General features: G+C 36.5%; 25 protein-coding genes. 13 read left to right on the top strand and 12 right to left on the bottom strand.

What is annotated here, in order from left to right; all coding sequences use genetic code 11:
• Positions 1-58: 58 nt before the first annotated feature.
• Genes MLC52_RS07635 through MLC52_RS07615 form a run of 5 tightly spaced genes read left to right on the top strand, consistent with a single transcriptional unit; the run spans position 59 to position 3,692 of the window.
• Entirely contained in the window at positions 59-727 is a 669-nt protein-coding gene (locus MLC52_RS07635) for a nitrous oxide reductase accessory protein NosL (RefSeq protein ID WP_434579907.1), read from the top strand.
• Complete coding sequence (locus tag MLC52_RS07630) at positions 720-917, top strand: hypothetical protein (RefSeq protein ID WP_434579906.1); 198 nt, start codon at positions 720-722, stop codon at positions 915-917. The genes MLC52_RS07635 and MLC52_RS07630 overlap by 8 nt, the downstream gene beginning before the upstream one ends.
• On the top strand, positions 914-2,086 hold the full coding sequence (locus MLC52_RS07625) for an ABC transporter permease (RefSeq protein ID WP_346388880.1): 1,173 nt from the start codon (positions 914-916) through the stop codon (positions 2,084-2,086). The genes MLC52_RS07630 and MLC52_RS07625 overlap by 4 nt, the downstream gene beginning before the upstream one ends.
• On the top strand, positions 2,083-2,742 hold the full coding sequence (locus MLC52_RS07620; RefSeq protein WP_434579904.1) for an ABC transporter ATP-binding protein: 660 nt from the start codon (positions 2,083-2,085) through the stop codon (positions 2,740-2,742). Before MLC52_RS07625 ends, MLC52_RS07620 begins: the two co-directional genes overlap by 4 nt.
• Positions 2,733-3,692, top strand: a complete 960-nt coding sequence (locus tag MLC52_RS07615; RefSeq protein WP_346388878.1) for a hypothetical protein — start codon at positions 2,733-2,735, stop codon at positions 3,690-3,692. Before MLC52_RS07620 ends, MLC52_RS07615 begins: the two co-directional genes overlap by 10 nt.
• Here MLC52_RS07615 and MLC52_RS07610 read toward each other — a convergent pair.
• The 4 genes from MLC52_RS07610 to MLC52_RS07595 are packed head-to-tail and all read right to left on the bottom strand — an operon-like array spanning position 3,689 to position 7,954.
• Positions 3,689-3,970 (bottom strand): J domain-containing protein, encoded by a 282-nt coding sequence (locus MLC52_RS07610; RefSeq protein ID WP_346388877.1) that lies wholly within the window; start codon positions 3,968-3,970, stop codon positions 3,689-3,691. The two genes, MLC52_RS07615 and MLC52_RS07610, sit on opposite strands and share 4 nt — an antisense overlap.
• Positions 3,971-3,996: 26 nt before the next feature.
• Positions 3,997-5,109 (bottom strand): cell division protein FtsZ, encoded by a 1,113-nt coding sequence (ftsZ, locus tag MLC52_RS07605; RefSeq protein WP_151900107.1) that lies wholly within the window; start codon positions 5,107-5,109, stop codon positions 3,997-3,999.
• Between the two features lie 12 nt (positions 5,110-5,121).
• Positions 5,122-6,486: a cell division protein FtsA gene (gene ftsA, locus MLC52_RS07600; RefSeq protein ID WP_151900108.1), complete on the bottom strand. Its 1,365-nt coding sequence runs from the start codon at positions 6,484-6,486 to the stop codon at positions 5,122-5,124.
• A gap of 1 nt (position 6,487) precedes the next feature.
• Positions 6,488-7,954: a peptidylprolyl isomerase gene (locus MLC52_RS07595; RefSeq protein ID WP_434579900.1), complete on the bottom strand. Its 1,467-nt coding sequence runs from the start codon at positions 7,952-7,954 to the stop codon at positions 6,488-6,490.
• A 94-nt stretch (positions 7,955-8,048) separates the two neighbouring features.
• On the opposite strand from MLC52_RS07595, the gene MLC52_RS07590 reads away from it, so the two are divergent.
• The gene (locus tag MLC52_RS07590; protein ID WP_346388874.1) at positions 8,049-9,344 is read left to right on the top strand and encodes an adenosylmethionine--8-amino-7-oxononanoate transaminase; all 1,296 of its coding nucleotides are present in this window, start codon (positions 8,049-8,051) and stop codon (positions 9,342-9,344) included.
• Here the strand turns inward: MLC52_RS07590 and MLC52_RS07585 are convergent.
• Together MLC52_RS07585 and dnaJ are read right to left on the bottom strand one after the other, a co-directional pair.
• Positions 9,341-9,934, bottom strand: coding sequence for a class II aldolase and adducin N-terminal domain-containing protein (locus MLC52_RS07585; RefSeq protein ID WP_151900111.1), 594 nt, complete (start codon positions 9,932-9,934; stop codon positions 9,341-9,343). The two genes, MLC52_RS07590 and MLC52_RS07585, sit on opposite strands and share 4 nt — an antisense overlap.
• Before the next feature lie 5 nt (positions 9,935-9,939).
• Positions 9,940-11,061 carry a molecular chaperone DnaJ gene (gene dnaJ / locus MLC52_RS07580; protein ID WP_151900112.1) on the bottom strand — a complete coding sequence of 374 codons (1,122 nt, stop codon included), beginning with the start codon at positions 11,059-11,061 and terminating at the stop codon, positions 9,940-9,942.
• Positions 11,062-11,148: 87 nt separating this feature from the next.
• On the opposite strand from dnaJ, the gene mltA reads away from it, so the two are divergent.
• The 3 genes from mltA to MLC52_RS07565 are packed head-to-tail and all read left to right on the top strand — an operon-like array spanning position 11,149 to position 13,709.
• Positions 11,149-12,252 (top strand): murein transglycosylase A, encoded by a 1,104-nt coding sequence (gene mltA / locus MLC52_RS07575; protein ID WP_434579898.1) that lies wholly within the window; start codon positions 11,149-11,151, stop codon positions 12,250-12,252.
• Complete coding sequence (gene recR / locus MLC52_RS07570; RefSeq protein ID WP_151900113.1) at positions 12,249-12,818, top strand: recombination mediator RecR; 570 nt, start codon at positions 12,249-12,251, stop codon at positions 12,816-12,818. The genes mltA and recR overlap by 4 nt, the downstream gene beginning before the upstream one ends.
• Complete coding sequence (locus tag MLC52_RS07565) at positions 12,819-13,709, top strand: phospholipase A (protein WP_434579896.1); 891 nt, start codon at positions 12,819-12,821, stop codon at positions 13,707-13,709.
• Here the strand turns inward: MLC52_RS07565 and MLC52_RS07560 are convergent.
• The 5 genes from MLC52_RS07560 to MLC52_RS07540 all read right to left on the bottom strand — a co-directional run bounded on the left by MLC52_RS07560 (position 13,706) and on the right by MLC52_RS07540 (position 18,451).
• A complete protein-coding gene (locus MLC52_RS07560; RefSeq protein WP_434579895.1) occupies positions 13,706-14,500 on the bottom strand; it encodes a shikimate dehydrogenase in 795 nt (264 codons plus the stop codon). The two genes, MLC52_RS07565 and MLC52_RS07560, sit on opposite strands and share 4 nt — an antisense overlap.
• A 10-nt stretch (positions 14,501-14,510) precedes the next feature.
• Positions 14,511-15,923 (bottom strand): anthranilate synthase component I family protein, encoded by a 1,413-nt coding sequence (locus MLC52_RS07555; protein WP_434579894.1) that lies wholly within the window; start codon positions 15,921-15,923, stop codon positions 14,511-14,513.
• Between the two features lie 16 nt (positions 15,924-15,939).
• Complete coding sequence (locus MLC52_RS07550; protein ID WP_434579892.1) at positions 15,940-16,590, bottom strand: SPOR domain-containing protein; 651 nt, start codon at positions 16,588-16,590, stop codon at positions 15,940-15,942.
• A gap of 61 nt (positions 16,591-16,651) precedes the next feature.
• Entirely contained in the window at positions 16,652-17,194 is a 543-nt protein-coding gene (locus MLC52_RS07545) for a DUF1882 domain-containing protein (protein WP_151900118.1), read from the bottom strand.
• A gap of 9 nt (positions 17,195-17,203) precedes the next feature.
• A complete protein-coding gene (locus MLC52_RS07540) occupies positions 17,204-18,451 on the bottom strand; it encodes a serine hydroxymethyltransferase (RefSeq protein WP_151900119.1) in 1,248 nt (415 codons plus the stop codon).
• Positions 18,452-18,616: 165 nt separating this feature from the next.
• On the opposite strand from MLC52_RS07540, the gene MLC52_RS07535 reads away from it, so the two are divergent.
• Positions 18,617-19,273 (top strand): ferritin family protein, encoded by a 657-nt coding sequence (locus MLC52_RS07535; protein ID WP_434579890.1) that lies wholly within the window; start codon positions 18,617-18,619, stop codon positions 19,271-19,273.
• Between the two features lie 24 nt (positions 19,274-19,297).
• Here the strand turns inward: MLC52_RS07535 and amrA are convergent, their stop codons facing one another.
• Positions 19,298-19,852: an AmmeMemoRadiSam system protein A gene (gene amrA, locus MLC52_RS07530; protein ID WP_151900121.1), complete on the bottom strand. Its 555-nt coding sequence runs from the start codon at positions 19,850-19,852 to the stop codon at positions 19,298-19,300.
• A gap of 62 nt (positions 19,853-19,914) precedes the next feature.
• Here amrA and MLC52_RS07525 point away from each other — a divergent pair, with 62 nt between their 5' ends.
• The 3 genes from MLC52_RS07525 to MLC52_RS07515 are packed head-to-tail and all read left to right on the top strand — an operon-like array spanning position 19,915 to position 22,110.
• The gene (locus MLC52_RS07525) at positions 19,915-20,862 is read left to right on the top strand and encodes an AAA family ATPase (RefSeq protein WP_434579888.1); all 948 of its coding nucleotides are present in this window, start codon (positions 19,915-19,917) and stop codon (positions 20,860-20,862) included.
• A gap of 4 nt (positions 20,863-20,866) precedes the next feature.
• Positions 20,867-21,727, top strand: coding sequence for a DUF58 domain-containing protein (locus tag MLC52_RS07520; RefSeq protein WP_434579887.1), 861 nt, complete (start codon positions 20,867-20,869; stop codon positions 21,725-21,727).
• Complete coding sequence (locus tag MLC52_RS07515; RefSeq protein ID WP_151900124.1) at positions 21,724-22,110, top strand: hypothetical protein; 387 nt, start codon at positions 21,724-21,726, stop codon at positions 22,108-22,110. The genes MLC52_RS07520 and MLC52_RS07515 overlap by 4 nt, the downstream gene beginning before the upstream one ends.
• Positions 22,111-22,142 lie beyond the last annotated feature (32 nt).

Below are 22,142 nucleotides of genomic sequence, written 5' to 3'. Positions count from 1 at the left end.
AAATTAACACTATTTTGATAAGATTTGTCCTGAACATATTTTTGTATTAGGTGGTTTTATGTCAATTTTTAAATTTTTCATTCTTGTTCCTCTTTTTTCAACACTTCTTTTTTCTTATCCGAATTATTCACAGGCCTTTAAAGAGAAGAAGCTTTATCCTATGGGTGAAAAAATTTATAAGAAAAAATGTTCTGATATAGACGTAAAGAGATACAACAGTTATGAAGAACTCTCAAATGCTTTGCTTACAAAAAAGAGTTGTGCAACACTCAATAAAAAATACTTGGAGGCATTGGCGCTTTATCTGTGGGAGGTTAAAAGAGTCTCAGGCAAATACAGACACTTTTGCAAACTTACTGTTTCAAAAGATGAAAAATGTCCTGTGTGCGGTATGCTTTTATATAAATATCCAAGTTGGATTTCACGTATAGAGTATACTGACAAAAATGTATCTTTTGACGGAATTAAAGATATGATGAAGTACTATTTTGAACATCCGAAGAAAATAAAACATATGTTGGTGCAAGAGTATTATACGCAGCAGGTTATAGATGCAAAAAAGGCCTATTTTGTTATGTGGAGTGATGTGTACGGACCTATGGGAAATGAGTTGATAGCTTTTAAGGATGAAGCATCTGCCAAACGGTTTTATCTTGACCACAAGGGAAAAAAGATACTCAAGTTTGATGATATAACGCCTGAAGATGTGTATAAACTGGATGAATAAAAAAAGCCGCTTTTGTCTCTTTACATGTAGTGCTTTAGTGCTTTTGAGTGTGGGAGAGATATTTTATCTACAGATGAATGATACGCTGAAAAAACAAGAGTGTATGCAAAAGAAAAAATTTGTACAAATGACAACTGTTTCCAATTTTGTTTTGGCGCTGAAAAACAACTCTATTAAGACAATACCGTGAAAAAGATTAATTTTCATCTTCTGGAATATGCCATCAATTATATTTTACGATATAAAGCAAAGAATATATTTATTCTTATAATACTGACACTGCTCATTACTCTGTTGGCGTCATTCTTTTTTGTGCAAAACTCGCTGAAGTATGAACTGGAATCAACACTTGATGCCCAACCGCAAATTATAGTGACAAATCAAAAGGCGGGCAGAGATACCACTGTGGATGAGCATGTGATAGATAGCATTGTAAATATTAAAGGTGTATCTGATGTAAATGCACGTGTATGGGGATATTATTGGTTTAAACATATGCATGCAAGATTTATTGTAGTAGGTATAGATGAATTTGAAAATCAATACAATGCTACTTTTGAAAATATAATAAAAAACAGTGAACTGAATGCTTCGTCTATGCTTGTAGGAGAGGGAGTCAAACGCATATTGGATGCAAGTTATTATAAAGAATATTTTAATTTTATTTCTCCTGATTTATCAGTAAAAAAAATTTATATAGCCGGAACATTCAAAGCCGCAACACAGTTGGAATCAAATGATATGATTGTTATGAACAAAGATACTGTGAAAGAAATTTTTGGTTACACAAACAGTGAGGCTACAGATTTGGCTGTTCGTGTCAATAACCCTCTGGAACTTCCTTCCATAATGTCAAAGATTCAAAATAGGTTTCCAACTTTTAAAATTGTTGCGAGAAAAGATTTGAAAACAGCACTTGAAAACCAGTTTAATTATACCAGCACTGTTTTTTTAATTCTGTTTACAATTACTCTTTTTACATTTTTTATGATTGTTTATGATAAATCCAGCGGACTCAGCAGTGAAGAAAAAAAAGAGATAGGCATACTTAAGGCAATAGGCTGGACAATTGATGATGTTCTTAAAGCACGCATATATGAAGGTCTCATTATCTCTTTTATCGCTTATATTATGGGAATAACCCTGGCTCTCTTTTATGTGTATATTTTAAATGCGCCGATACTCAAAAACATATTTATAGACTATAATGATATTGCAAACAGTTTTACGCTTCCCTTTGTGCTTGACTATAAGATACTGCTTTTACTTTTTTTGCTCAGTGTCCCTGTATATATGTTTGCAACAATCATTCCGTCATGGAGAATTGCTACGCTTGATGCTGATGAGGTAATACGATGATAAAACTGCTACATGTAAGCAAAATTTATGATGATATAAAAGCTTTGGATAACATTGATTTGGAAATTGGCGAAGGAGAACTTGTCATATTAAAAGGGGTCAGTGGCAGTGGAAAAAGTACCATACTTTCATTGATTGCCGGACTGCTCAAACCGACAAACGGAGATGTCCTGGTTGAAAACAAACATATCTCAAAACTGCCGGATCATTTTTGCTCCCGATACAGAAGAGACAATATCGGATTTATATTTCAAAAATATAATTTGATTCCGACGCTGAGTGTTCGTGATAATATTTTACTGCCATTGGTGCCGTTAAACCTGGATGAAAAGGCTTTACATGTAAAGCTTTTTTCTGTAATGAAGATGTTTGACATTGAACATAAAAAAGATGCGAGGGTAAAGAATCTCTCGGGTGGTGAACAGCAAAGAGTTGCAATAGCCAGGGCAAATGTAAACAATCCAAAAATAATTCTGGCAGATGAACCGACTGCAAATCTGGATGAAAAGCTCTCTTGTGAATTCATACAAATTCTTAAAGAATTAAAGTCTATGAACAAAACTGTCATCGTTGCAACACATGACCCTCTTTTTTTTGATTTGGATTTTGTGGATCGTGTTGTAGATATACATAATGGTAAACTGCTATGCTCCTGACGCCTGAAGTATTGACAATAGACATACTGAATCTGCTCTTTGTTGTTTTCGCCACTCTTGCATTTTATTACAGTGTGAAAATAGTCTCCCGATACGACCGGAATGCTACAACTCCATTACAGTATAATCTGGAAAAACAAAGCTATCTGGTAAGTGTAGTTATAAAATTTATTTTTTATACCAAGGTTTTATTGTTTATATTTTTTATTTTTACTCTTGATGATATTTCAAATATTTTACCCGGGGCAATGTGTGGAGCCGGTGTCGTCAATGCAACACAATACGGTACCTATCTTCTGATACTTAAAGTTATCAATTTATATATTTTTGCCTACTGGCTGGTACTTAACAATGAAGATATGAAATCAGAACAACAGATATATTTACAATTGAAGTTAAAAATATATCTGTTTGCATATTTTTTACTCATTCTCGAAATAGGGCTGGAGAGCCTGATGTTTCTTTCTATAGATACAAAGAGTGTTGTAGACTGTTGCGGTGCTATTTTTTCTACAACAGACGGTACCTACATGGCACATTTGCTAAGTGTAAACCCGGTAATGCTTCTTGGAAGTTTTTATGCTCTGTTTGCGTTTATTGTATTGGCATACAAAATAAAAAACAGATATCTGTTTTCTCTTGTGAATCTACTGTTTGTTATTGCAGCCCTGGTCTCACTCATAGGTTTTTTTGGAACGTATATATACGAACTGCCAACACATCACTGCCCGTTTTGTCTGCTGCAAAAAGATTATAACTATATAGGATATTTGTTATATATATTTTTATTTATCGGTACTTTTTTTGGTATTGTTCTGGGACTTGTTCCTTTCAGGCAAGAAGATGAAAATGCAAAATATAAGATATCGCTTTTTTTTACAACTCTGTATGTTACAGCTGTAAGTTACTACCCGCTTGCATATTATATAAAAAATGGTGTTTGGCTTTAAACATTATGTTGGTTGTCCCCAAATTTACTGTTCCACCACTCTTGAGGTGTGTAGGTTGATTTTTTAACACTCTCTTCATCAAGAGGGTATTCATAAGTGTTGCAGTAGTCAAGTATAATTTGATAGGCTTCATTGATTTGCATACTCATCTGCGTTGCCTGTTCATAGTTGTCTTTATGTTTGTCAGGATGCCATTTTTTCATAAGGTTTTTATATTTGTTTTTTATTTCTTTGAGAGAAGCTTTTTCGCGAAGACCAAGGAGTGATTTGGCCTTCATTATTTTTTCAAAAGAGTGCAATGGAGTTAGTCTTGTTGTTGTCTCATATAAGCAGGAATATCCAGATAGTCACCGTCAAGTTCGCCGCCTACGACAAGTCTTGGTCTTACTTTGGCGCGAACAGGAGCAGGTGTTTCACTGACAAAATCTTCATTGTTTGTCAGTTCTTTTTCAAAACCTGTTGCAACAATAGTAATCTTGATATAGTTCTCAGGAATCTTCTCGCTTGTAGAGGTTCCCCAGATAACTTCTGCATCATCATGTGCACTTTCATGGACAACTTCCATTGCTTCTGCAAGTTCCATCATAGGAAAATCAGGATGCATACTGAAATGTACCAAAACACCCATTGCACCGTTAATGGACATGTTGTCTAAGAGCGGAGACTCTATTGCCGCTTTAATCGCTTCATAGGCTGCATTTTCACCTTCATGTTCCCCCACACCCATCAGTGCCATACCTTTGTGACTCATAACAGTTTGCAAGTCGGCAAAGTCAAGGTTGATATCATTGTCCCCGCTTGAGAGGATAACACCTGATGTTCCGCTGACAGCCTGTGCCAATACGCTGTCTACTATTTTAAAGCTCTCTTTAAGTCCCAGTCTTCGGTCGATGATTGATAAAAGTTTGTCATTTGGAATAACTACTATAGAATCACTCTCTTTTTTGAGTTCTTCTAATCCTTCTTCCGCTAATTTTAAACGTTTTTTTCCTTCAAACATAAAAGGTTTGGTAACGATTGAAATAGTAAGGGCTCCAACTTCTTTGGCTATCTGGGCAACTACAGGTGCAGCACCTGTTCCTGTTCCTCCGCCAAGACCTGCAGAGATAAAAACAATGTCAGCCCCTTCAAGTGCTGCTCTGATTTCATCATAGTTTTCCAGTGCAGAATCTTTGCCTATGCTTGGTTTCATTCCGGCACCCAAACCTTTTGTAAGTTTTGCACCTATTTGAATTTTTGAAGCGGCATTTGTTTCATTGAGAACCTGTGCATCGGTATTGATAAGCATCATCTCAATACCTGTTACACCTTCATTAATCATATGTCCTATCATATTTCCACCGCCGCCACCGACACCGACAGCTATAATTCTTGCACCGGTAGGGCTCTGTGCTTCTTCTATTACAAATGGTTCCATTCTTTCACTCCTTTAAAATAACTGGGTTGCCCAGTTCCAAAATTTACTGAAACTTCCAGCTTCATCACTTTTTTTCTCTTTTGCTGTCTCTAAGTTTACCATTTTATCCTTATCACTAACTGTTTGTTCTTCAGATGAGACTATAGGTATAACAGGTTCATTGGACAGATCAATACTGTTTGTTACTGTCGGCTCTTCATTAGTATGACGGACTCTTTTGTTGACATCAATCTCATAAGGGGTATAAGGAGAAGCAGAGTACATAACCAGTCCGACAGCACTTGCATATTCCGGACCGCGCAATGAGTCAAAAAGACCGTTCATCTCAATAGGTTTTGCCAAACGAACAGGGACAGAACCAAAGGTTGCTACAGCCAGGTCACGTATACCGTCCATTTTTGAAAAACCGCCTGTGAGGACTATACCTGCTCCAATCTGCTCTTTAAGCCCACTGTTTTCTATAAACTGAGCAAGTATCATTAATGTCTCTTCGACTCTTGCAAATATGACATTGTGGACAACTTCCAGAGAGACTTCATGCGTAGAGTTCTCATCCCCGATAATAGGAAGTTCTATTAAATCATTGCTTGGCGTGAGCAGTGAACCATAAGTCAGTTTTACTTTGTCTGCAACATTAAGCGGTGTGTGCAAGGCCATGGAAAGGTCACTTGTTACATGGTTTGAACCAACACCCAAGAATTCGTTGTAGCGAATTGAATTGCCTGAGTGAATGGCAATGTTACTTGTATTACCACCCATATCAATAACTGCGGCACCTAACTCTCTTTCATCTTCATTGAGTGTTGCGATGGCTGAAGCATAACTGTTAAGGACTACATTCTCCACCTCGACACCAGCTCCCCTGACAGCTTTTTTAAGATTGTTCAGATTTGATTTTTGTGTCGTTATGATGTGTGTTTCAACCTCAAGTCTTGAAGCATTCATCCCAAGCGGATCTTCTATATAGTCCTGGTCATCTACTTTAAAGTTAAAAGGCAGTGCGTGCAGAACTTCGTATTCGTTTGGTATATTGGCGTTGTACAAAGAAGTGTGCATAACTCGTTTTATCTCTTCAAAGGAGATCTCCTTTGATTGAATGTTTACAATGCCATTTGAGTTAAGGCTTTTTGTGTAGGCTCCGGATATGGAAACAATTGCCGTGTTGATATTGCTGCCTGATACCCGTTTTGCATCTTCAACTGCTGTTTTTATACTTCTTGAAGCAAGTTCAATGTTTGTTATGCTTCCCTTTTTTAAACCCTGTGCTTTTGTTGTGCCTGCACCGGTTATTGAGATTGTATGATTATTGTCGATTTCTGCAATGATTGCACAAATTTTTGTCGAACCTATATCTATGGCTAAAACAGTTCTACTCAATTTAGAGTCCTTGAATATAAATCTCAGTTTGGTACTTGTTTTGAAGCGTTTTTATAAGCCCTTCGTTAAACAGAGTATTTTTTAATTTTGCGACAGTGTCGCTAACATTGTTGTTTTTATTTGTAAGCAGTTTTTGTTCCAAAATGTTGTATAAAACAACTTTTCCGTTATTCAGACCGATATAAGATCTTTTTTTATCACTCACAAACAGTTTTTGTAAGAAATCAGCAGCTTCTTGCTTACTTAGAGGTGCTAACTTGTCTACAGAAGTCACAGTAAGAAAATCAGAAGTTTTGCCTATAAAAGTATTTACAGAATCATTGACAAGTTTCATCAGCTTTTCTTTTTTCTTTTGTGTTATATAGAGTGGTAAAATTTCCGCTTTTGCTTCTTCAAATGATTTTGGTTTTGCAGGTATTGTTTTTGTTAACTCAAAAACATAGTATGTTCCATTGATATTTATCGGTTTTGTATATGGTTTCGTCAGTGCCAGTTTGGAAATTGTATCGAGTGTTTGCTCATTGAACGGATTGTTTGATTTTGAGATTTGAGTACTTTGCGGTTTTACAGTGTCCGGAAGTTTGTTCTTTTTAAATGCTATATATGTTCGTAAGGCTTTGTCTTTCATCGCTTTTGCATTAAGCTCCCTAAGAACCTTTTCTTTAGCTGCCTCAAGAGTTAAAATTTTACCGTCACTGCCTTTGAAATGTGTTCTGTTTTCTTTGTAGTATGTCGCAATCTCTGTATCGCTGAATTTTTTTGTTACAGGGGCTACCTTGATAAAAGTAACCTCGTAAACAACATCATTCATAAAATTGTTTTTCTGTTTTTGCCAAAACTTTTTTAATGCTTCATTGTCTACAGAAACCTGAATGTCATCAAGTGCAAGAACTTTATAGTTTATTTTGTCTGCGATGTTGAAAATCGTGTTTAAAATATTTTCTTCATTTTTTGATGTTTTTACAGGAAGCAGTTTCAAAGTTTTTTGTATAAGAAGTTCTTTTCGCAACTCGGTTTCATACTCTTTGATACTCAGTCTGTTCTGGGAAAGGACAAGCTTGTATGTCTCTTTGTCGAATGCTCCGTTTTTGTAAAAAGCTTTTTGCTGTTTGAGTGCTTCAATCATCTCTTCGTCACTTACGATAAGATCATAAGACTGTGCAAGATTTATAAGCAATGCCTGCTGTATCAACTGTTGGAGTGCCTGTTTGTCCAATCCGAACTGTTTTGCTTTTTCTTCATCAAAGTTTCCCTGAAACATTTGATTATACTGTGCATAAAGACGAGAATAGGTTTTTTGCAGTTCACCGTTTGTAATTTCAACATTTCCCACTTTTGCAACAGCACCTGCTTTGTTGCCATAGCTGTATTGTCCCCAGCCGACAAAGCCTGCTCCAACAAATGCTATTGTTGAAATCCATATAGTTATAATAAGCCATTTCTTATGTCTTTGCATCCATGTAATCATATAATAAAAACCTTGTTTGTGATATTGTTTGATATTCTATGTAAATTCGTATTAAAACTTGATAAAGAGAGAAAATAAAAGGTATAATTTGCCCATGAAAAACAATGAATTGAAAAACAGAGATCTGGATGTCCTTTGGCATCCGTGTACACAAATGAAAGACCACGAAACGCTGCCGCTTATTCCGATTAAAAAAGCACACGGTATTTATCTGGAAGATTTTGAGGGAAACAGGTATATAGATGCTATCAGCTCCTGGTGGGTAAATATGTTTGGACATACGAATGAATATATTAATTCAAAAATAAAAGAACAGCTTGATACTTTGGAACATGTTATATTGGCAGGTTTTACGCATGAACCGGTTATAAGGCTCTCTGAGCGTCTTGTAAAACTAACACCGGCTAACTTGGATAAGTGTTTTTACTCAGATAACGGTTCATCTGCTGTTGAGCTTGCCTTGAAGATGAGTTATCATGCTCATTATAACGACGGAAAGAAAAAGTCTCTTTTCGTTTCACTGAGCAACTCGTATCACGGGGAAACCATAGGTGCTTTGAGTGTCGGAGATGTGAAACTTTACAAAGAGACCTATGAGCCTCTTTTGATCAAAACAATTCAGACACCTGTCCCTGTTGACATGAGTGAGACGGCAGCTGTAGAAGCAGCGCAGAAGTTTGAAGAACTGTGTCAGGAAAAAGCATCACAAATCAGTGCCTTGATATTAGAACCTCTTATACAGGGTGCAGGCTATATGCATATGTATCATGCAAAGTATCTGGTACTTGTTCGGGAAATATGTACAAAATATGATATTCATCTTATAGCCGATGAGGTAATGGTCGGTTTTGGAAGAACAGGAGAACTTTTTGCCTGTGAAAAAGCAGGAATATCCCCTGATTTCCTGATTCTTTCAAAAGGCTTGACCGGCGGATATTTACCGCTTTCTGTGGTTCTGACTTCCAATAACATATATGCAAAATTTTACTGTGACTATAATGAGCATAAAGCTTTTTTGCATTCTCATTCCTATACAGGGAATGCCTTAGCCTGTGCCGCTGCAAATGCAACACTTGATATTTTTGAAAATCAAAATATTATTGAAAAGAACAGAGAGCTTGCAGACTATATGTCACAAAAACTCCAAAGGTTTTTAGAATTGCCGAATGTAGAACAAATCAGACAGACAGGGATGGTTGGCGTTGTGGAACTCAAAGGCTATGATGCTAAAGAGAGAATAGGGCTAAAAGTATATGAATATGGGCTTGAACATGGTGTTTTACTGCGTCCGCTTGGACACATAGTCTATTTTATGCCGCCTTATGTGATAACTAAGGAAGAGATAGATACTATGATGGATGTGGCATATGAAGCCATAACAGGGCTTTAGTCATAATCACAAAGAGAGTTACACGAATCACCTAACATGAGTAAGCGACAGCTTTTTTCCAAAATGGCAAGTTTTTTTGCCATTTCATGAATATCTCTGCTGTATGCATAGACCCCATATCCGCGAATCACCATCAGATTTGTCTTTTTTGTTTGAAAATACAAAATAATTTCACTTTGTGCTCTTTCATACCAGTCTTCAAATTGTTTGGGATCGATTATTTCCACCAAGCCTATCTCTGTATATCCAAAATAATCTTTTGGAATGATAATGTTATGTTCAAGCGAATAGGCTGTAGTGAATTGTGGCATACTGAAGCATATAAATTTTGCTTCTGAAATATGAGAATAGATGCCTTGGTGAATATTGGCGTCTATACTTGCCTGTTTCCATCTGTAGTCCTGTTTGAAAGACAACTCTATAAGACTCTCTTCATTGATGTTGTCAAATATAGCCTCTTTTGTGTTGATGATAAAGCGGCTTTTGTCTGTTTTGGAAGATATTGAACCGTGATATATGCCAAAAAAATCTTTTCTAAACATGGAAAGAGCCAGTGATGAGAGTTGATTTTTAAGGCGTGTTTTATTCATAAGGGTTACTTAAACCAGTTTTTCATTTTGTCTATCACTGAATCCAAAATACCTTCATGAGGTTTTGATTCTATGCCAAAAGAGTCTTGAATTTTGTCTAAAAGTTCTTTTTGTTCATCAGTCAGTTTTTTAGGATACTGGATGTTGATCACAGCGATTAAATCACCTTTTCCGTGTCCATGGACATCTTCTATCCCTTCACCTCTAAAGACATACCGTTGTTTGTCTTTTGTTCCGATGTCAAGTTTTAGTTCAAGTTCGCCTGTTAAAGAAGGTATTGTCAGGGTGTCTCCTTTAACAGCTTGCGTGAAAAATACCGGAATTTCAATATATACATCGTTGTCATCTCTTATAAAATGTTTGTCAGGTTTGACTTCAAATGTTACATAAAGATCGCCACGGTTTCCTTTTTTTCCGATATTTCCTTTTCCTGAAACGCGTAAGCGGTTCCCGCTGTCAATACCTTTTGGCACAGAGATGGTAATAGTCTCTTTTACCTCTTCATAACCCTTGCCATGGCATTTTCTACATTTGTCTGTTGCTGAGGTACCTGTTCCGTTACATACCGGACAGGTTTGAGAAAAGGTCATAAAGCCCTGTTTCATATAGATTTGCCCCTGTCCTTTACATTGCGGACATGTTGAGAGCTTGCCGTCTTTTGCTCCTGTACCTTTGCATGATTCACAGGCTTTTTTATAGGTGTATTTTATCTCTTTTTCACAGCCAAATACAGCCTCATTAAAATCAATGACAATATCGACATTCATGTCAAGCGGATATTTGTCCATATCGGCAGGATTTTGGCGTCTTGTGCGTCCGCCGCCAAATCCGCTGAACATCTCTTCGAACATAGACCCCAAATCATCAAAACTTGAAGAAGATCGACTGCCGCCGCCCATTCCCTGGAGACCTTCCTTGCCATAACGGTCATAAATACTGCGTTGCTGGTCATTGCTCAAACACTGATAGGCTTCATTAATAAGCTTAAATTTGTGTTCTGCCTCTTTATCCCCAGAGTTTTTATCCGGATGATATTTTTTTGCCAAAGTTCGGTAAGCTTTTTTGATAGTTGCCTTATCTGCATTTTGTGATACTTCTAAAATCTCATAATAGCTTAAGTGTTCCATTATAATAAAATCCTATTTAAATATTTTTTTGAAATTATACCCATTTTGTAGTTTAAAAAAAAATAATTAGATGATATAATACTGTTTATGAAACAAACAACTCTTTTTTTCCTGATGATGACACTTTTTTTAGGGTGCAACAAACATACACAGTCGCCACAGCCAAGTAAAATAAAAAATGTAAATTTTACCAAAACATCTTTTTCAAAACTTCCCGGATTTCAAGAACAAAATTATGATGAATTCTTAAATAATTTTACAAATAACTGTAAAAGTACACAGGGACAAAAAATCTATAAAAATTTATGTCAAAAAGCCTTACATGTAACAGATGCAAAACAGTTTTTGCTTAATAACTTCACCCCTTACTCAATAGCTGATAAAAGTGGAAATAAAGAGGGCTTGTTAACCGGGTACTATGAAGCACGGATACACGGTTCTTTTCATAAAAGCGATACCTACAAATATCCGATTTATGCAACACCGAAGGATCTGGTTGTTGTCGATCTGAGTTCTATATATCCCGAACTCAAAAACTACAGGCTTCGAGGAAAGATACAAAATAACAGGCTGGTTCCTTATTACAGCCGCAAAGAAGCAAAGCTTCATGATTTAAATGCCTCGGTCATTTGCTACTGTGATTCTAAAATAGACAGATTTTTTCTACAGGTACAGGGTTCAGGAAAGGTAATCTTGGATGATAATTCGACGATGTATATAGGATATGAAAACCAAAATGGCTATAAATATAAATCAATAGGAAAGTATTTGGTGCAAAAAGGAGAAATTTCTTTGCAAAACATCTCTTTGCAGAGTATCCGTAAATGGTTGGAGGAACATCCCTCTCAGATCGATGAAATACTTGATTACAATCCCTCTTTTGTCTTTTTTACAAAAAGAGACAAAGGTGCAACAGGTGCATTAGGGTTACAACTTCGAGAGAAAAGTTCTATTGCAGTTGATAAAAAATATATTTCGTTGGGAAATATGCTATACTTGTCATCAAGTTTCGGAAAAGAAAAATTTAATAATATCGTTTTTGCCCAAGATACGGGTGGGGCTGTCAAAGGTCCTGTACGGGCAGATCTGTTTTTAGGCAGTGGAGAGGATGCATTGAAAATTGCCGGAAAACTACAATCACCATTGCAGTTATGGCTATTTATGCCAAATAAAAAAGAAGTGAATGAATGAACAGCTCCTTGGAAAAATTTAACAGGCTTGTTGATGCACTCGGTGAATTGCCGAGTATAGGAAAAAAGTCGGCGACAAGACTGGCGTATCATATGATTATGAATGATACATTTGCAGGGATGAAAATAGCACATGCTATTGAAGATGCCCTGGGGAGTCTGAAAAAATGCAAAGAGTGTGGTGGCATGAGCGAAGATGAACTGTGTCATATCTGCTGTGACGAGACACGCGACACATCTTTATTGTGCATAGTTGAAAATGCTAAAGATATTTTGCTTTTGGAAGAGAATGGCCTGTTTGACGGAAAATATTTTGTTTTGGAATCACTCGAAGAGTTAAGTATGACACATCTGGAAACTATTGTACAAAATGGAATAAGAGAAGTGTTGTTTGCGCTTACGCCCTCAATAGCAAATGATGCCGTCATTCTGTATATAGAAGACAAACTTGGCATATATGATTTGAATTTTTCTAAAATAGCACAGGGTGTCCCGACAGGAGTCAGTTTGGAAAATATAGATTTGCTTTCATTAACGAGAGCGTTAGAAGATAGAGTAAGGGTGTAGATGAGATTATTTTTATATGTGATTTTAATAGTAACGGTGCTCCAGGCAGAACAAATCTCTGATGCAACAAAAAGTAAAATAAATATTGAAAATATTGCAAATGATACTTCAAAAGAGAATATGCAAAAATGGCTTGATAACTCTTTTGGTCTTCGTCCCTATAAAGCAAATTACCTTTTACCTTTTGGTGTTGCAAATAAGAAGTATATAAATCATAAACTCGATATTGTGCCATATGATAAGTTTGAAGCTGAACTTCAAGTGAGCTTGCAATTGCAAGTTTTTAAAAATATTTTTGGTTTAGGGGAAAAATACTCTTTGGCATATACGCAACAGGCTTTTTGGCAGATATATGTTACATCTTCTCCTTTTAGAGAAAACTTATATAACCCTGAAGGATTTGTTGTTTTTCCCATTAGTGACAAAAGCTCAATATTTCAAATGCGATCATTAAAATTTGCTATTGCACATAAATCAAACGGACAGCCGAATACAGAGTATATACCAGAATTTAATGGTTTTAATCTCTCTAAAAGTATAAATTATTTTTATACAACATTGCGATTGCAACATAGTACGCTTATTACAGACTTAACACTTTTGGTACCTTTTCCGGGAAGTGCAAATTTAAGTGATAATCCTGATTTAATGAAATATTTAGGGTATACAAAGGTAAAATTTACCTATTTTTATAATAAACATATGTTTAGTCTGATGGCACGAGGGAATATAGACAGTATGAGAGGAGCGGTTGAAGCGACTTATTCTTACCCTTTACGAAAAGACAAATCATATCTGTATATAAAACTTTTTAGTGGATATGTAGAGTCTTTAATAGATTACAACAAAGATATCACAAAACTTTCTATAGGTTTTAGCTTTTCTCGTTAGTAAAGAAAACTTTTTTGCATCTCTTTTTTTATGGCTTCTTTGTCAAGTTCAAAGTTGCAAAAAAGTTCATTTGCCAAAACTCCCTGTCCCAAAAGCATGTCTGCACCGTCTTTACATGTAAGACCTTTTTCCTTGGCAAGTTGTAAAAAGGGAGTAATTCTGCCATATATGGCATCTGCAACATAGTGGGTATTTTGCAAAGCAGCTTCAATCATCTCTTTTGGTGCAGGCAGATTTTCATCTTTGAGACCGGCACTTGTTGTATTTATAACCAAGTCATACTGACTGGGCTGAAAATTTTCCCATGTATAACATTCACAGTCAAGTTTTTCAAAGTATGTAAGGCGTGCCTTGCTTCTGTTGAGTATGCTTACATGTAAACCTTCTTCTAAAAATTTTTGCACAAGAGCTTTTGCTGTGCCGCCTGCACCAAGTACCAAAATATTTTGTATATTTTTAAACTCATTTATGGCATACATAAAGCCATCAGCATCTGTATTGTAGCCGATAAGTTTTCCGTTTTCATTTATAAGTGTATTGACAACTCCGATTTTTTTTGCAAAGCCCCGAACTTCATCACAGGCAGCATAGGCGCTCTCTTTGTGTGGTACTGTGACATTGGCACCGCTCAGGCCCAGAGAAAAAAAGGTTTCTTTGAGTTTGTTGCCATCTTTGAGAAGCGTGCGTGTATAGCAGGCATTGTAATTAAGATTTTTGAAAACGCTGTTGTGCATCAGAGGACTGCGGGAGTGTGAAACAGGATTTCCAAAGATGGAGAAAAGTTTATGCATTGTATCTCTTTTAGTCTTTTTTATCTAAATCTTCAAGTGAGTGAATGAGCGCACCCAGTTTATTGTTTACTTCAAGATACTCCAGTTCTTTTATACTGTCTGCGACTATGCCCGCACCTGCCTGAAGAACTACCTTGTCTTCTTTTACAAGGGCTGTCCGTATGGCAATTGCACTGTCCATATTTCCGTCAAACCCGAAGTATCCGACACTGCCGCTGTAAAAACCGCGTTTTAAGCCTTCATATTCGGCTATAAGTTCCATAGCACGAATTTTTGGAGCACCGGTCATAGTACCTGCTGTAAATGTTGCCATAAACAGATCAAACATATCTTTGTCATCATCGAGTGTTGCTACCACATCAGAAACAATATGCATAACATGTGAAAAACGCTCTATATGCATAATATCTTCCACTTTGACTGTACCGGTTTTGGCAACCCGGCCGACATCGTTTCTGCCAAGATCTATAAGCATTAAATGTTCAGCCAACTCTTTTGGGTCTGCGAGCAGTTCTTTTTCAAGTTCTTTGTCTTTTTGTTTTGTAGTTCCGCGTTTTCTTGTACCGGCAATTGGGCGAAGAAGCAATTGTGTATCTGTGAGTCTCACCATAACTTCAGGCGATGAGCCGACGATACTGAAATCTTCATACTCCATTAAAAACATATAAGGGGAGGGATTTTTTGTACGAAGAATACGATAAAAACTAAAAGGGTGCACTTTTATATGTCTGGTGAAACGATTTGTCATCAAAATTTGAAAAACATCACCGCTTTTAATCATCTCCTTTGATTTGTCTATCATGGCAAAGAATTTTTCTTTTGTATGGGCAAAGCTTCCTTTGTCCTCTCCAATGTTGAAGACTCTGTGTTTGTAAGTATATGTGCCTTTTAAATCATTTTCAATGGCTTGAAATTTTTCACTGTACTCTTTGAGTGTCGAAATAAGTGTAATCTGATGATTTTTATGGGAATAGACAAGGACAAGTTTTGGTAAAATCAGGTCTAAGTCCGGAGTGTTCAATTCGTCTTTGAGGTTGTCCATGAATAATCGAAGTTTTGGCTCAAAGACTTTTACCATATCATAACCGATATAGCCGATAAATCCATCCACATAACCGACATTTAGTTTTTTTGTGGCATTTTTATATTCGTCTGTATCTATATTTTTATAATACTCTTTTAAAAAGGAAAAAGGATTTTCTTTTTTAATATGTTTTGTACCGTTTTTGTCTGTATAGACTGTTTTGTCGTCTATAAACTGTAAGCGTTCTCTCGCACCTATACAGATAAAACTGTAGTTTCCCTCACTCTGTCCGGCACTTTCAAAAAGGTAGGAGACCTCCTCCTTGAAAAACTCTTTTAGTTTTGAATAAACGGCAATAGGTGCCAGCTGATCTTGTGTAAATTGTTTAGAATATATCAAGATTACCCTTGTAAAATTATAATTTTACTAAAAATGCACCCGGCTCAATTTTGGCACGAATAACACGTTTAGCATTATTTGCTTCTTTTTGTGTTTTAAATGGTCCAATCAATACTTTGTTAAGTGTTTTTGAATTGACTGTAACTTTATGATATCTATATTTATAGCCTAAATCCGTAATAGATTTTAGGAATTTTTTATTTGGTTCATATTTTGAAAAAGACCCCACCTGTATATAATACTTTACCTTTGATGTTCCATGAGGTTTCTGTTTTATCTGGGGTTTCTGTGTCACTTTTTTGGTTTGAGTCACTACTTTTTTCTGTGGTGCAGCAACTGTTTTATGTTCTTGTTTACTTTCTTGTTTGAGTTTTTGTGCGATTTTATCTAAATCTTCATCAACAGAATTATTTTCCTGTATGACATCCACTTCTTCAAAAAGAGGTTCTTCAGGTGTTTCCTGTGCAAGAGTTTTGGCTTGAGGTTCCGGCGGCAGTATAGCTTGAGGCAAATTGTCTGTCCCCTTGGAATTAAGTGAATTCATAAGCATTACAACTACTATGAGAATAATTCCCAATGTGGCAACAGCGAGAATTATTTTTTTATTTGAGCTGGAAGAGCCGTTTTTATTCAGGACAATATCACTTAGTTCATTCTTATCATTCATACTATTATACCCTCAATTTTTTATTTGTTCTATGATACCAAAAATAACCTAAAGAACAAAATCACATATGCTTCGACCACGAAGCGCCTCTCTCTTTTGCATAGACTTCATAAGGAAGTGTCAAAATGTTGTATTCATCAGGCAAATCATTTGTCGGAAACATTCTCCACTGTTTTGGCTGTTTTGCAGCCAGTTTCATACTGATCATTTTGCCAAGTTGTATCGCTTCTTGCAGTGTTGTATGCCCTTTGTGAATATAGAGATGCAAATGCCCTTTGGTCTTTGTTTCATAGGCTGTAAAGTTAATAAAACCTTCTTCTCGCAAAAGAAGCTGTGCTTTGTGATAGAATCTTTCAGGATCTCTGCCGTTATAATCAATAACTATATTTTCAACAATCCCTTTTTTGTCCACAATCGAATGGGCTACAGTTATTTCACCTTTTATATGTTTGTTAATCACAGACTGGTTTAAAGGCGCATTGACTTTTTCAAATTTATTGTAAAAAGTACGCCCTTTAAAGGTGATTTTGTTCACTACCGTATCTCTTTTGATCCAGTAGTGGTCACTTACCATTTTTATAAGTTTTAAATCCATGGCAGTCATGTGGGAACCTTAATATGTTGGTTGGTTGTATATTACAAAATTTTGTGCAAGTTCTTTGAGTTCTTCTTTTATTTTTGCCTGAAGTTCAGTATTGTTGATATCATCCAAAACATCTGCCATTTTATTTGCGATGAGTTCAAACTCTTTTTCTTTCATACCGCGAGATGTAAGTGCCGGTGAACCGATACGAATACCTGATGTTACGAAAGGACTTCGTGTTTCTCCGGGAACAGTGTTTTTATTGACAGTGATCCCTGCATTTCCCAGAGCTGCATCAGCATCTTTTCCGGAGATCTCTTTGCCTACAAAACTGACAAGCACTAAGTGATTGTCAGTTCCGCCGCTTACGACATCATAGCCGCGTTTCATAAGTACATCAGCCAATACAGAAGCATTTTTCTTTACCTGTTTCGCATAATCTTTCCACTCTGGTGTAAGATTGTGTTTAAAACCAACTGCTTTCGCAGCGATTACATGTACAAGCGGTCCGCCTTGAAGAGCCGGGAAAATAGCAGAGTTTATCTTCTTTGCTATATCCTCATCATCTGTCATTATCATACCGCCGCGAGGTCCTGCAAGTGTTTTGTGTGTAGTTGTTGTAACTACATGTGCGTGAGGGAATGGACTAGGATGCTCACCTGCGGCTACCAAACCTGCAATGTGTGCGATATCTGCAAAAAGAATTGCACCGACTTCATCGGCAATTTCACGAAATTTCTTAAAATCAATTTCACGGGCATACGCAGAAGCCCCGCATACGATGATTTTAGGCTGTACAATTTTAGCGATATCTAAAACTCTGTCATAGTTAATACGTCCGTCAAGTTCAACACCATAGGTGAAACTGGAGTAGTTTTTCCCTGAAAAACTTGGTTTGGAACCATGTGTCAAGTGTCCGCCATGGCTCAGGTCCATACCTAAAAGTTTGTCACCTGCTTTTAAAAGTGCCGCATAAACAGCTCCGTTTGCCTGTGATCCTGAATGTGGCTGCACATTTGCATATTTGCACCCAAAAAGTTTACATGCTCTGTCTATAGCCAGCTGTTCTACGCTGTCAGCATATTCACATCCGCCATAGTAGCGTTTTGCCGGATACCCTTCAGCATATTTGTTTGTAAAAACCGAACCCATAGCTTCCATTACTGCCGGAAGTGTGAAGTTTTCACTTGCTATCATTTCCAGATGGTTAGTCTGTCTCTCTAACTCTTTTTCGCACAAGTTATAAACTTCTTCATCGTACTCTTTTAAAAAACTCATGGTGTCAAAATCCTTGTAAAAATTAAAAAATATATTTATTGTACTGAAAATATAATAATATTGTTCTGAATGGAGAGTCTGTTTTTTATTTATCAGGGTTTTGAGAGCTGTCCTTAAGTTTCCATGTGCAATAATGATGGAAAATTTCAATATAAAGGTGTTGCTATGAGAAAGTATGAAACGTATAGATGTAACAAATGTGGAAATATTGTAGAAATACAGGCAGTCGGGGGAGGAGAACTGCATTGTTGTGGCGTGGCAATGGAGATGATTACGCAAAATCTTACTTTAGTCAATCTTATGAAAGCGTTTGCCGGAGAATCTCAAGCCCGAAACAAATACGAATTTTATGCAAAAGTAGCACAAAAAGAAGGCTACCGAGATATAGCTGCCCATTTCCAAAGAGCGGCAAACAATGAAAAAGAGCATGCAAAATTAGAATTTGCCCTCCACAACAGGCTCAAAAACAACAGCGAAGAGAGTTTTGGCAAGACAATGGAAAATCTTCAAGATGCCATTAACGGTGAGCATTATGAAAATTCTGATATGTATCCTGATTTTGCAAAAATTGCCAAAGAAGAGGGTGATAAAGAAGCAGCTGTACTTTTTACGGCTATTGGCAAAGTGGAAATTGAGCATGAAAAAATGTATAAAATGCTTTTAGAACGTCTAACTTCCGGACATGAGTTTGAAAGTGATGAAGAAGAAGCATGGATATGTGAAGTGTGCGGGCATGTTCATTATGGAAAAAAACCACCGAAAAAATGTCCTGTGTGTAAACATCCGCAAGAGTATTTTTCAAGGCTGCTTGAAATAAAATAGGTCCCAAAGAGGATGAAGGAAGTCTTAAAAGACTATCGCTTCATATACATAAAGCGTTGCATCCTTGCAATGCTCTGGTGCAATTCCTGCTTTTTCAATGCAGCAGCTTCTTACAAACTGCTCTTTATCCCATCCCATATCTGTTGCCACTTGCGGTAAATAGGTACCGTTTTTATTACCGTATTCAATATATATTCCATGTTTGCCGACAATGACATCATCAACAGAATTGACTTTTTTTCTCGGTGTAAGCACTGAAATTTCAATCTCTATATTGTCAAGTTCTTCTTTTGTGACAGGGGTAAAACGGGTGTCATACCGTGAAGCGGAAATTGCCATATCTATAATGACTTGATAAAGAGGCTCATCCGGTTCAAATCGTCCTATACAGCCTCTGAGTCTGCCGTTTTCTTTAAGTGTGACAAAAGCACCGAGGTGCAGTTTGAATTTTGGAGGTACTTTCTCTTCATCGAGGGCAATTTTTCGGTTATGTATAACAGCTTCATAAAGCGCTGCTTTTGCTATCTCTTTGAGTGCTTTTTTTTCTTCGTCTGTGAGGTAAAATTCATCTGTGTCCATAATAAAACTCCTTTGTAGATATATTTTACATATCTTTTACAAACTAATACTACACTTTATATATGAAAAACAAGATAAAATTATTAAAACAAGAAATAGCAAAAGGGGTCATCGGTCATGAAAATATGATTGATGCTCTGCTTATCGGACTTATTACAAACGGACATATATTGCTTGAAGGGGTTCCTGGTCTTGCAAAAACAACGGCTGTCAATGCCTTGTCAAAAGCATTGAGCCTGGATTTTAAACGTGTGCAGTTTACTCCTGATTTACTGCCGTCAGACATTATCGGAGCAGAGATTTATGATGTCAAATCCGGAGAGTTTAAAATTAAACACGGTCCGGTTTTTACAAATTTGCTTTTGGCAGATGAAATAAACAGAGCGCCTGCAAAAGTACAATCGGCACTCTTGGAAGTCATGCAAGAGAGACAGGTTACAATTGGTGATGAAAGTTTTAAAATCGAACCTCCGTTTTTGGTGCTTGCAACACAAAATCCGATTGAGCAGGAGGGCGCTTATACTTTGCCCGAAGCGCAGTTAGACCGCTTTATGTTTAAAGTAATTGTCGGTTATAACACAGAAGATGAAGAGTATTTAATAGCACAAAAAGCTGCAAATGAGACTTTTGAAACCATTGAACCGGTTCTTTTGGCCAGTGAACTCGAAGAGATGAAAGAAGAGGTAAAAGCTGTTTATATCGAAGAGGAGTTGAGTACCTATATAGTAAGACTGATCTTTGCAACAAGAGATCCGAAAAAATACGGTCTTGAGACGTTGGAACGATATATAGCTTTTGGAGCAAGTCCGCGTGCAACGATAAATATGCTCAAAGCCGTCAAAGCAAGAGCCTATTTAAGAGGGAATGATTTTGTCTCTCCTATAGATATTGCTCTGAGCATCAAAGATGTATTGCGACACCGTATCATTTTAAGTTATGACGCCATTGCAGAGGGGTTAAGCAGTGATGATATTATTCAAACAATCCTAGAATCTATAGAAATACCGTAACAGCATGCTGAAAACACTTTTGGAGTCCAATAAAAAACTTGCACTAATCCTTATCAAAACACAAAGAGAAGTCTTTAGTAAAATTGCAGGGGAAAATATTTCAAAAAAAAGAGGCGAGGGATATGATTTCCAAGAACTCAGAGAGTATGAAAGCGGAGATGATATAAGGCATATTGACTGGATTATAAGTGCAAAAACTACAAAACCCTATGTGAAAGTTTTTCATCAGCAAAAAGAACTCAACGTAGTGATTGTTCCGTTTTTATGCGGTTCGCTTCATTTTGGAACGAAAATACTGAAAAAAGATTTACTGACTCAGATTTGTGCATTACTCAGTTACAGCTGTGTCAAGCAAAACAATCCCTTTGAGAGCTATATCTGCAGTGATACACTCTTTTTGTGTACGCAAAAGACCAAACAGCTCTTTGCTGTGCGAAGACTGGCAGAAAAGGTTGACAGTTTCGATGTTCTTGGAAAAACTTTGGATTATTCGTACAGTACACAGGCTCTTTACAGACAAATTCAAAGAAAGAGCATTCTGTTTTTAATCGGAGATTTTTTTGATACGCATGATTTAAATTTGATGGCATTGAGTCTGAAACATGAGCTTGTACTTATTATTGTCCGTGACCGTTTTGAAGAAAATCCTGCAGAACTTGGAGAGTTGAATATTACCGACCCGGCTTTGGGTATGAGTGCAGAGATAAGCCTTAACAAAAAAACGCTCCATTCCTATAGAAAAAAAATAGTACAAAATGATGAGATGCTGTATAAAAAACTCAAAACAGCAGGAGTCCGTTTTGTGAAAATTTACACAGATGAAGATCCGGCTGAAAAAATTATCGGTCTTATGGAGAAAACATGAATGAAATAAATGATATTTTTGCTCCTGTAACAGTACCGGACAACTCTTTATATCTGTTAGTGTTTTTTATACTGCTTTTTTTTATACTGTTTTTTGCACTCTTTTATTTTTATAAAAAAAGAGTGCAAAAAAATAAAACAGACGAAACATGCTATTTGAAAATACTGCTGCATTCAAATTTTTATAATGTCAAACAAAGTGCCTATCTTTTTACCTATTACGGAAGAAAACTGGCAAAAACACAAGAGCAGAAAAAAGAGCTTGAGCATATAATTTCACAGCTTTTTCTCTATAAATACCAACAAAAATCTCTACAGATACCGCAAAAGCTCTCTCATGAAATAGAGAATTTTTTAGATACGCTAAGAGAATTCTATGCTTAATTCCTTTCATTTTACATATCCCTTTTTTTTGC

The sequence above is a fragment of the Sulfurimonas sp. NW15 genome (assembly GCF_051132285.1).
Classification (GTDB): Bacteria; Campylobacterota; Campylobacteria; order Campylobacterales; family Sulfurimonadaceae; genus Sulfurimonas; species Sulfurimonas hydrogeniphila.
Note: the sequence above shows the minus strand (reverse complement) of the source record. Positions and strands in the feature narration are given on the sequence as shown.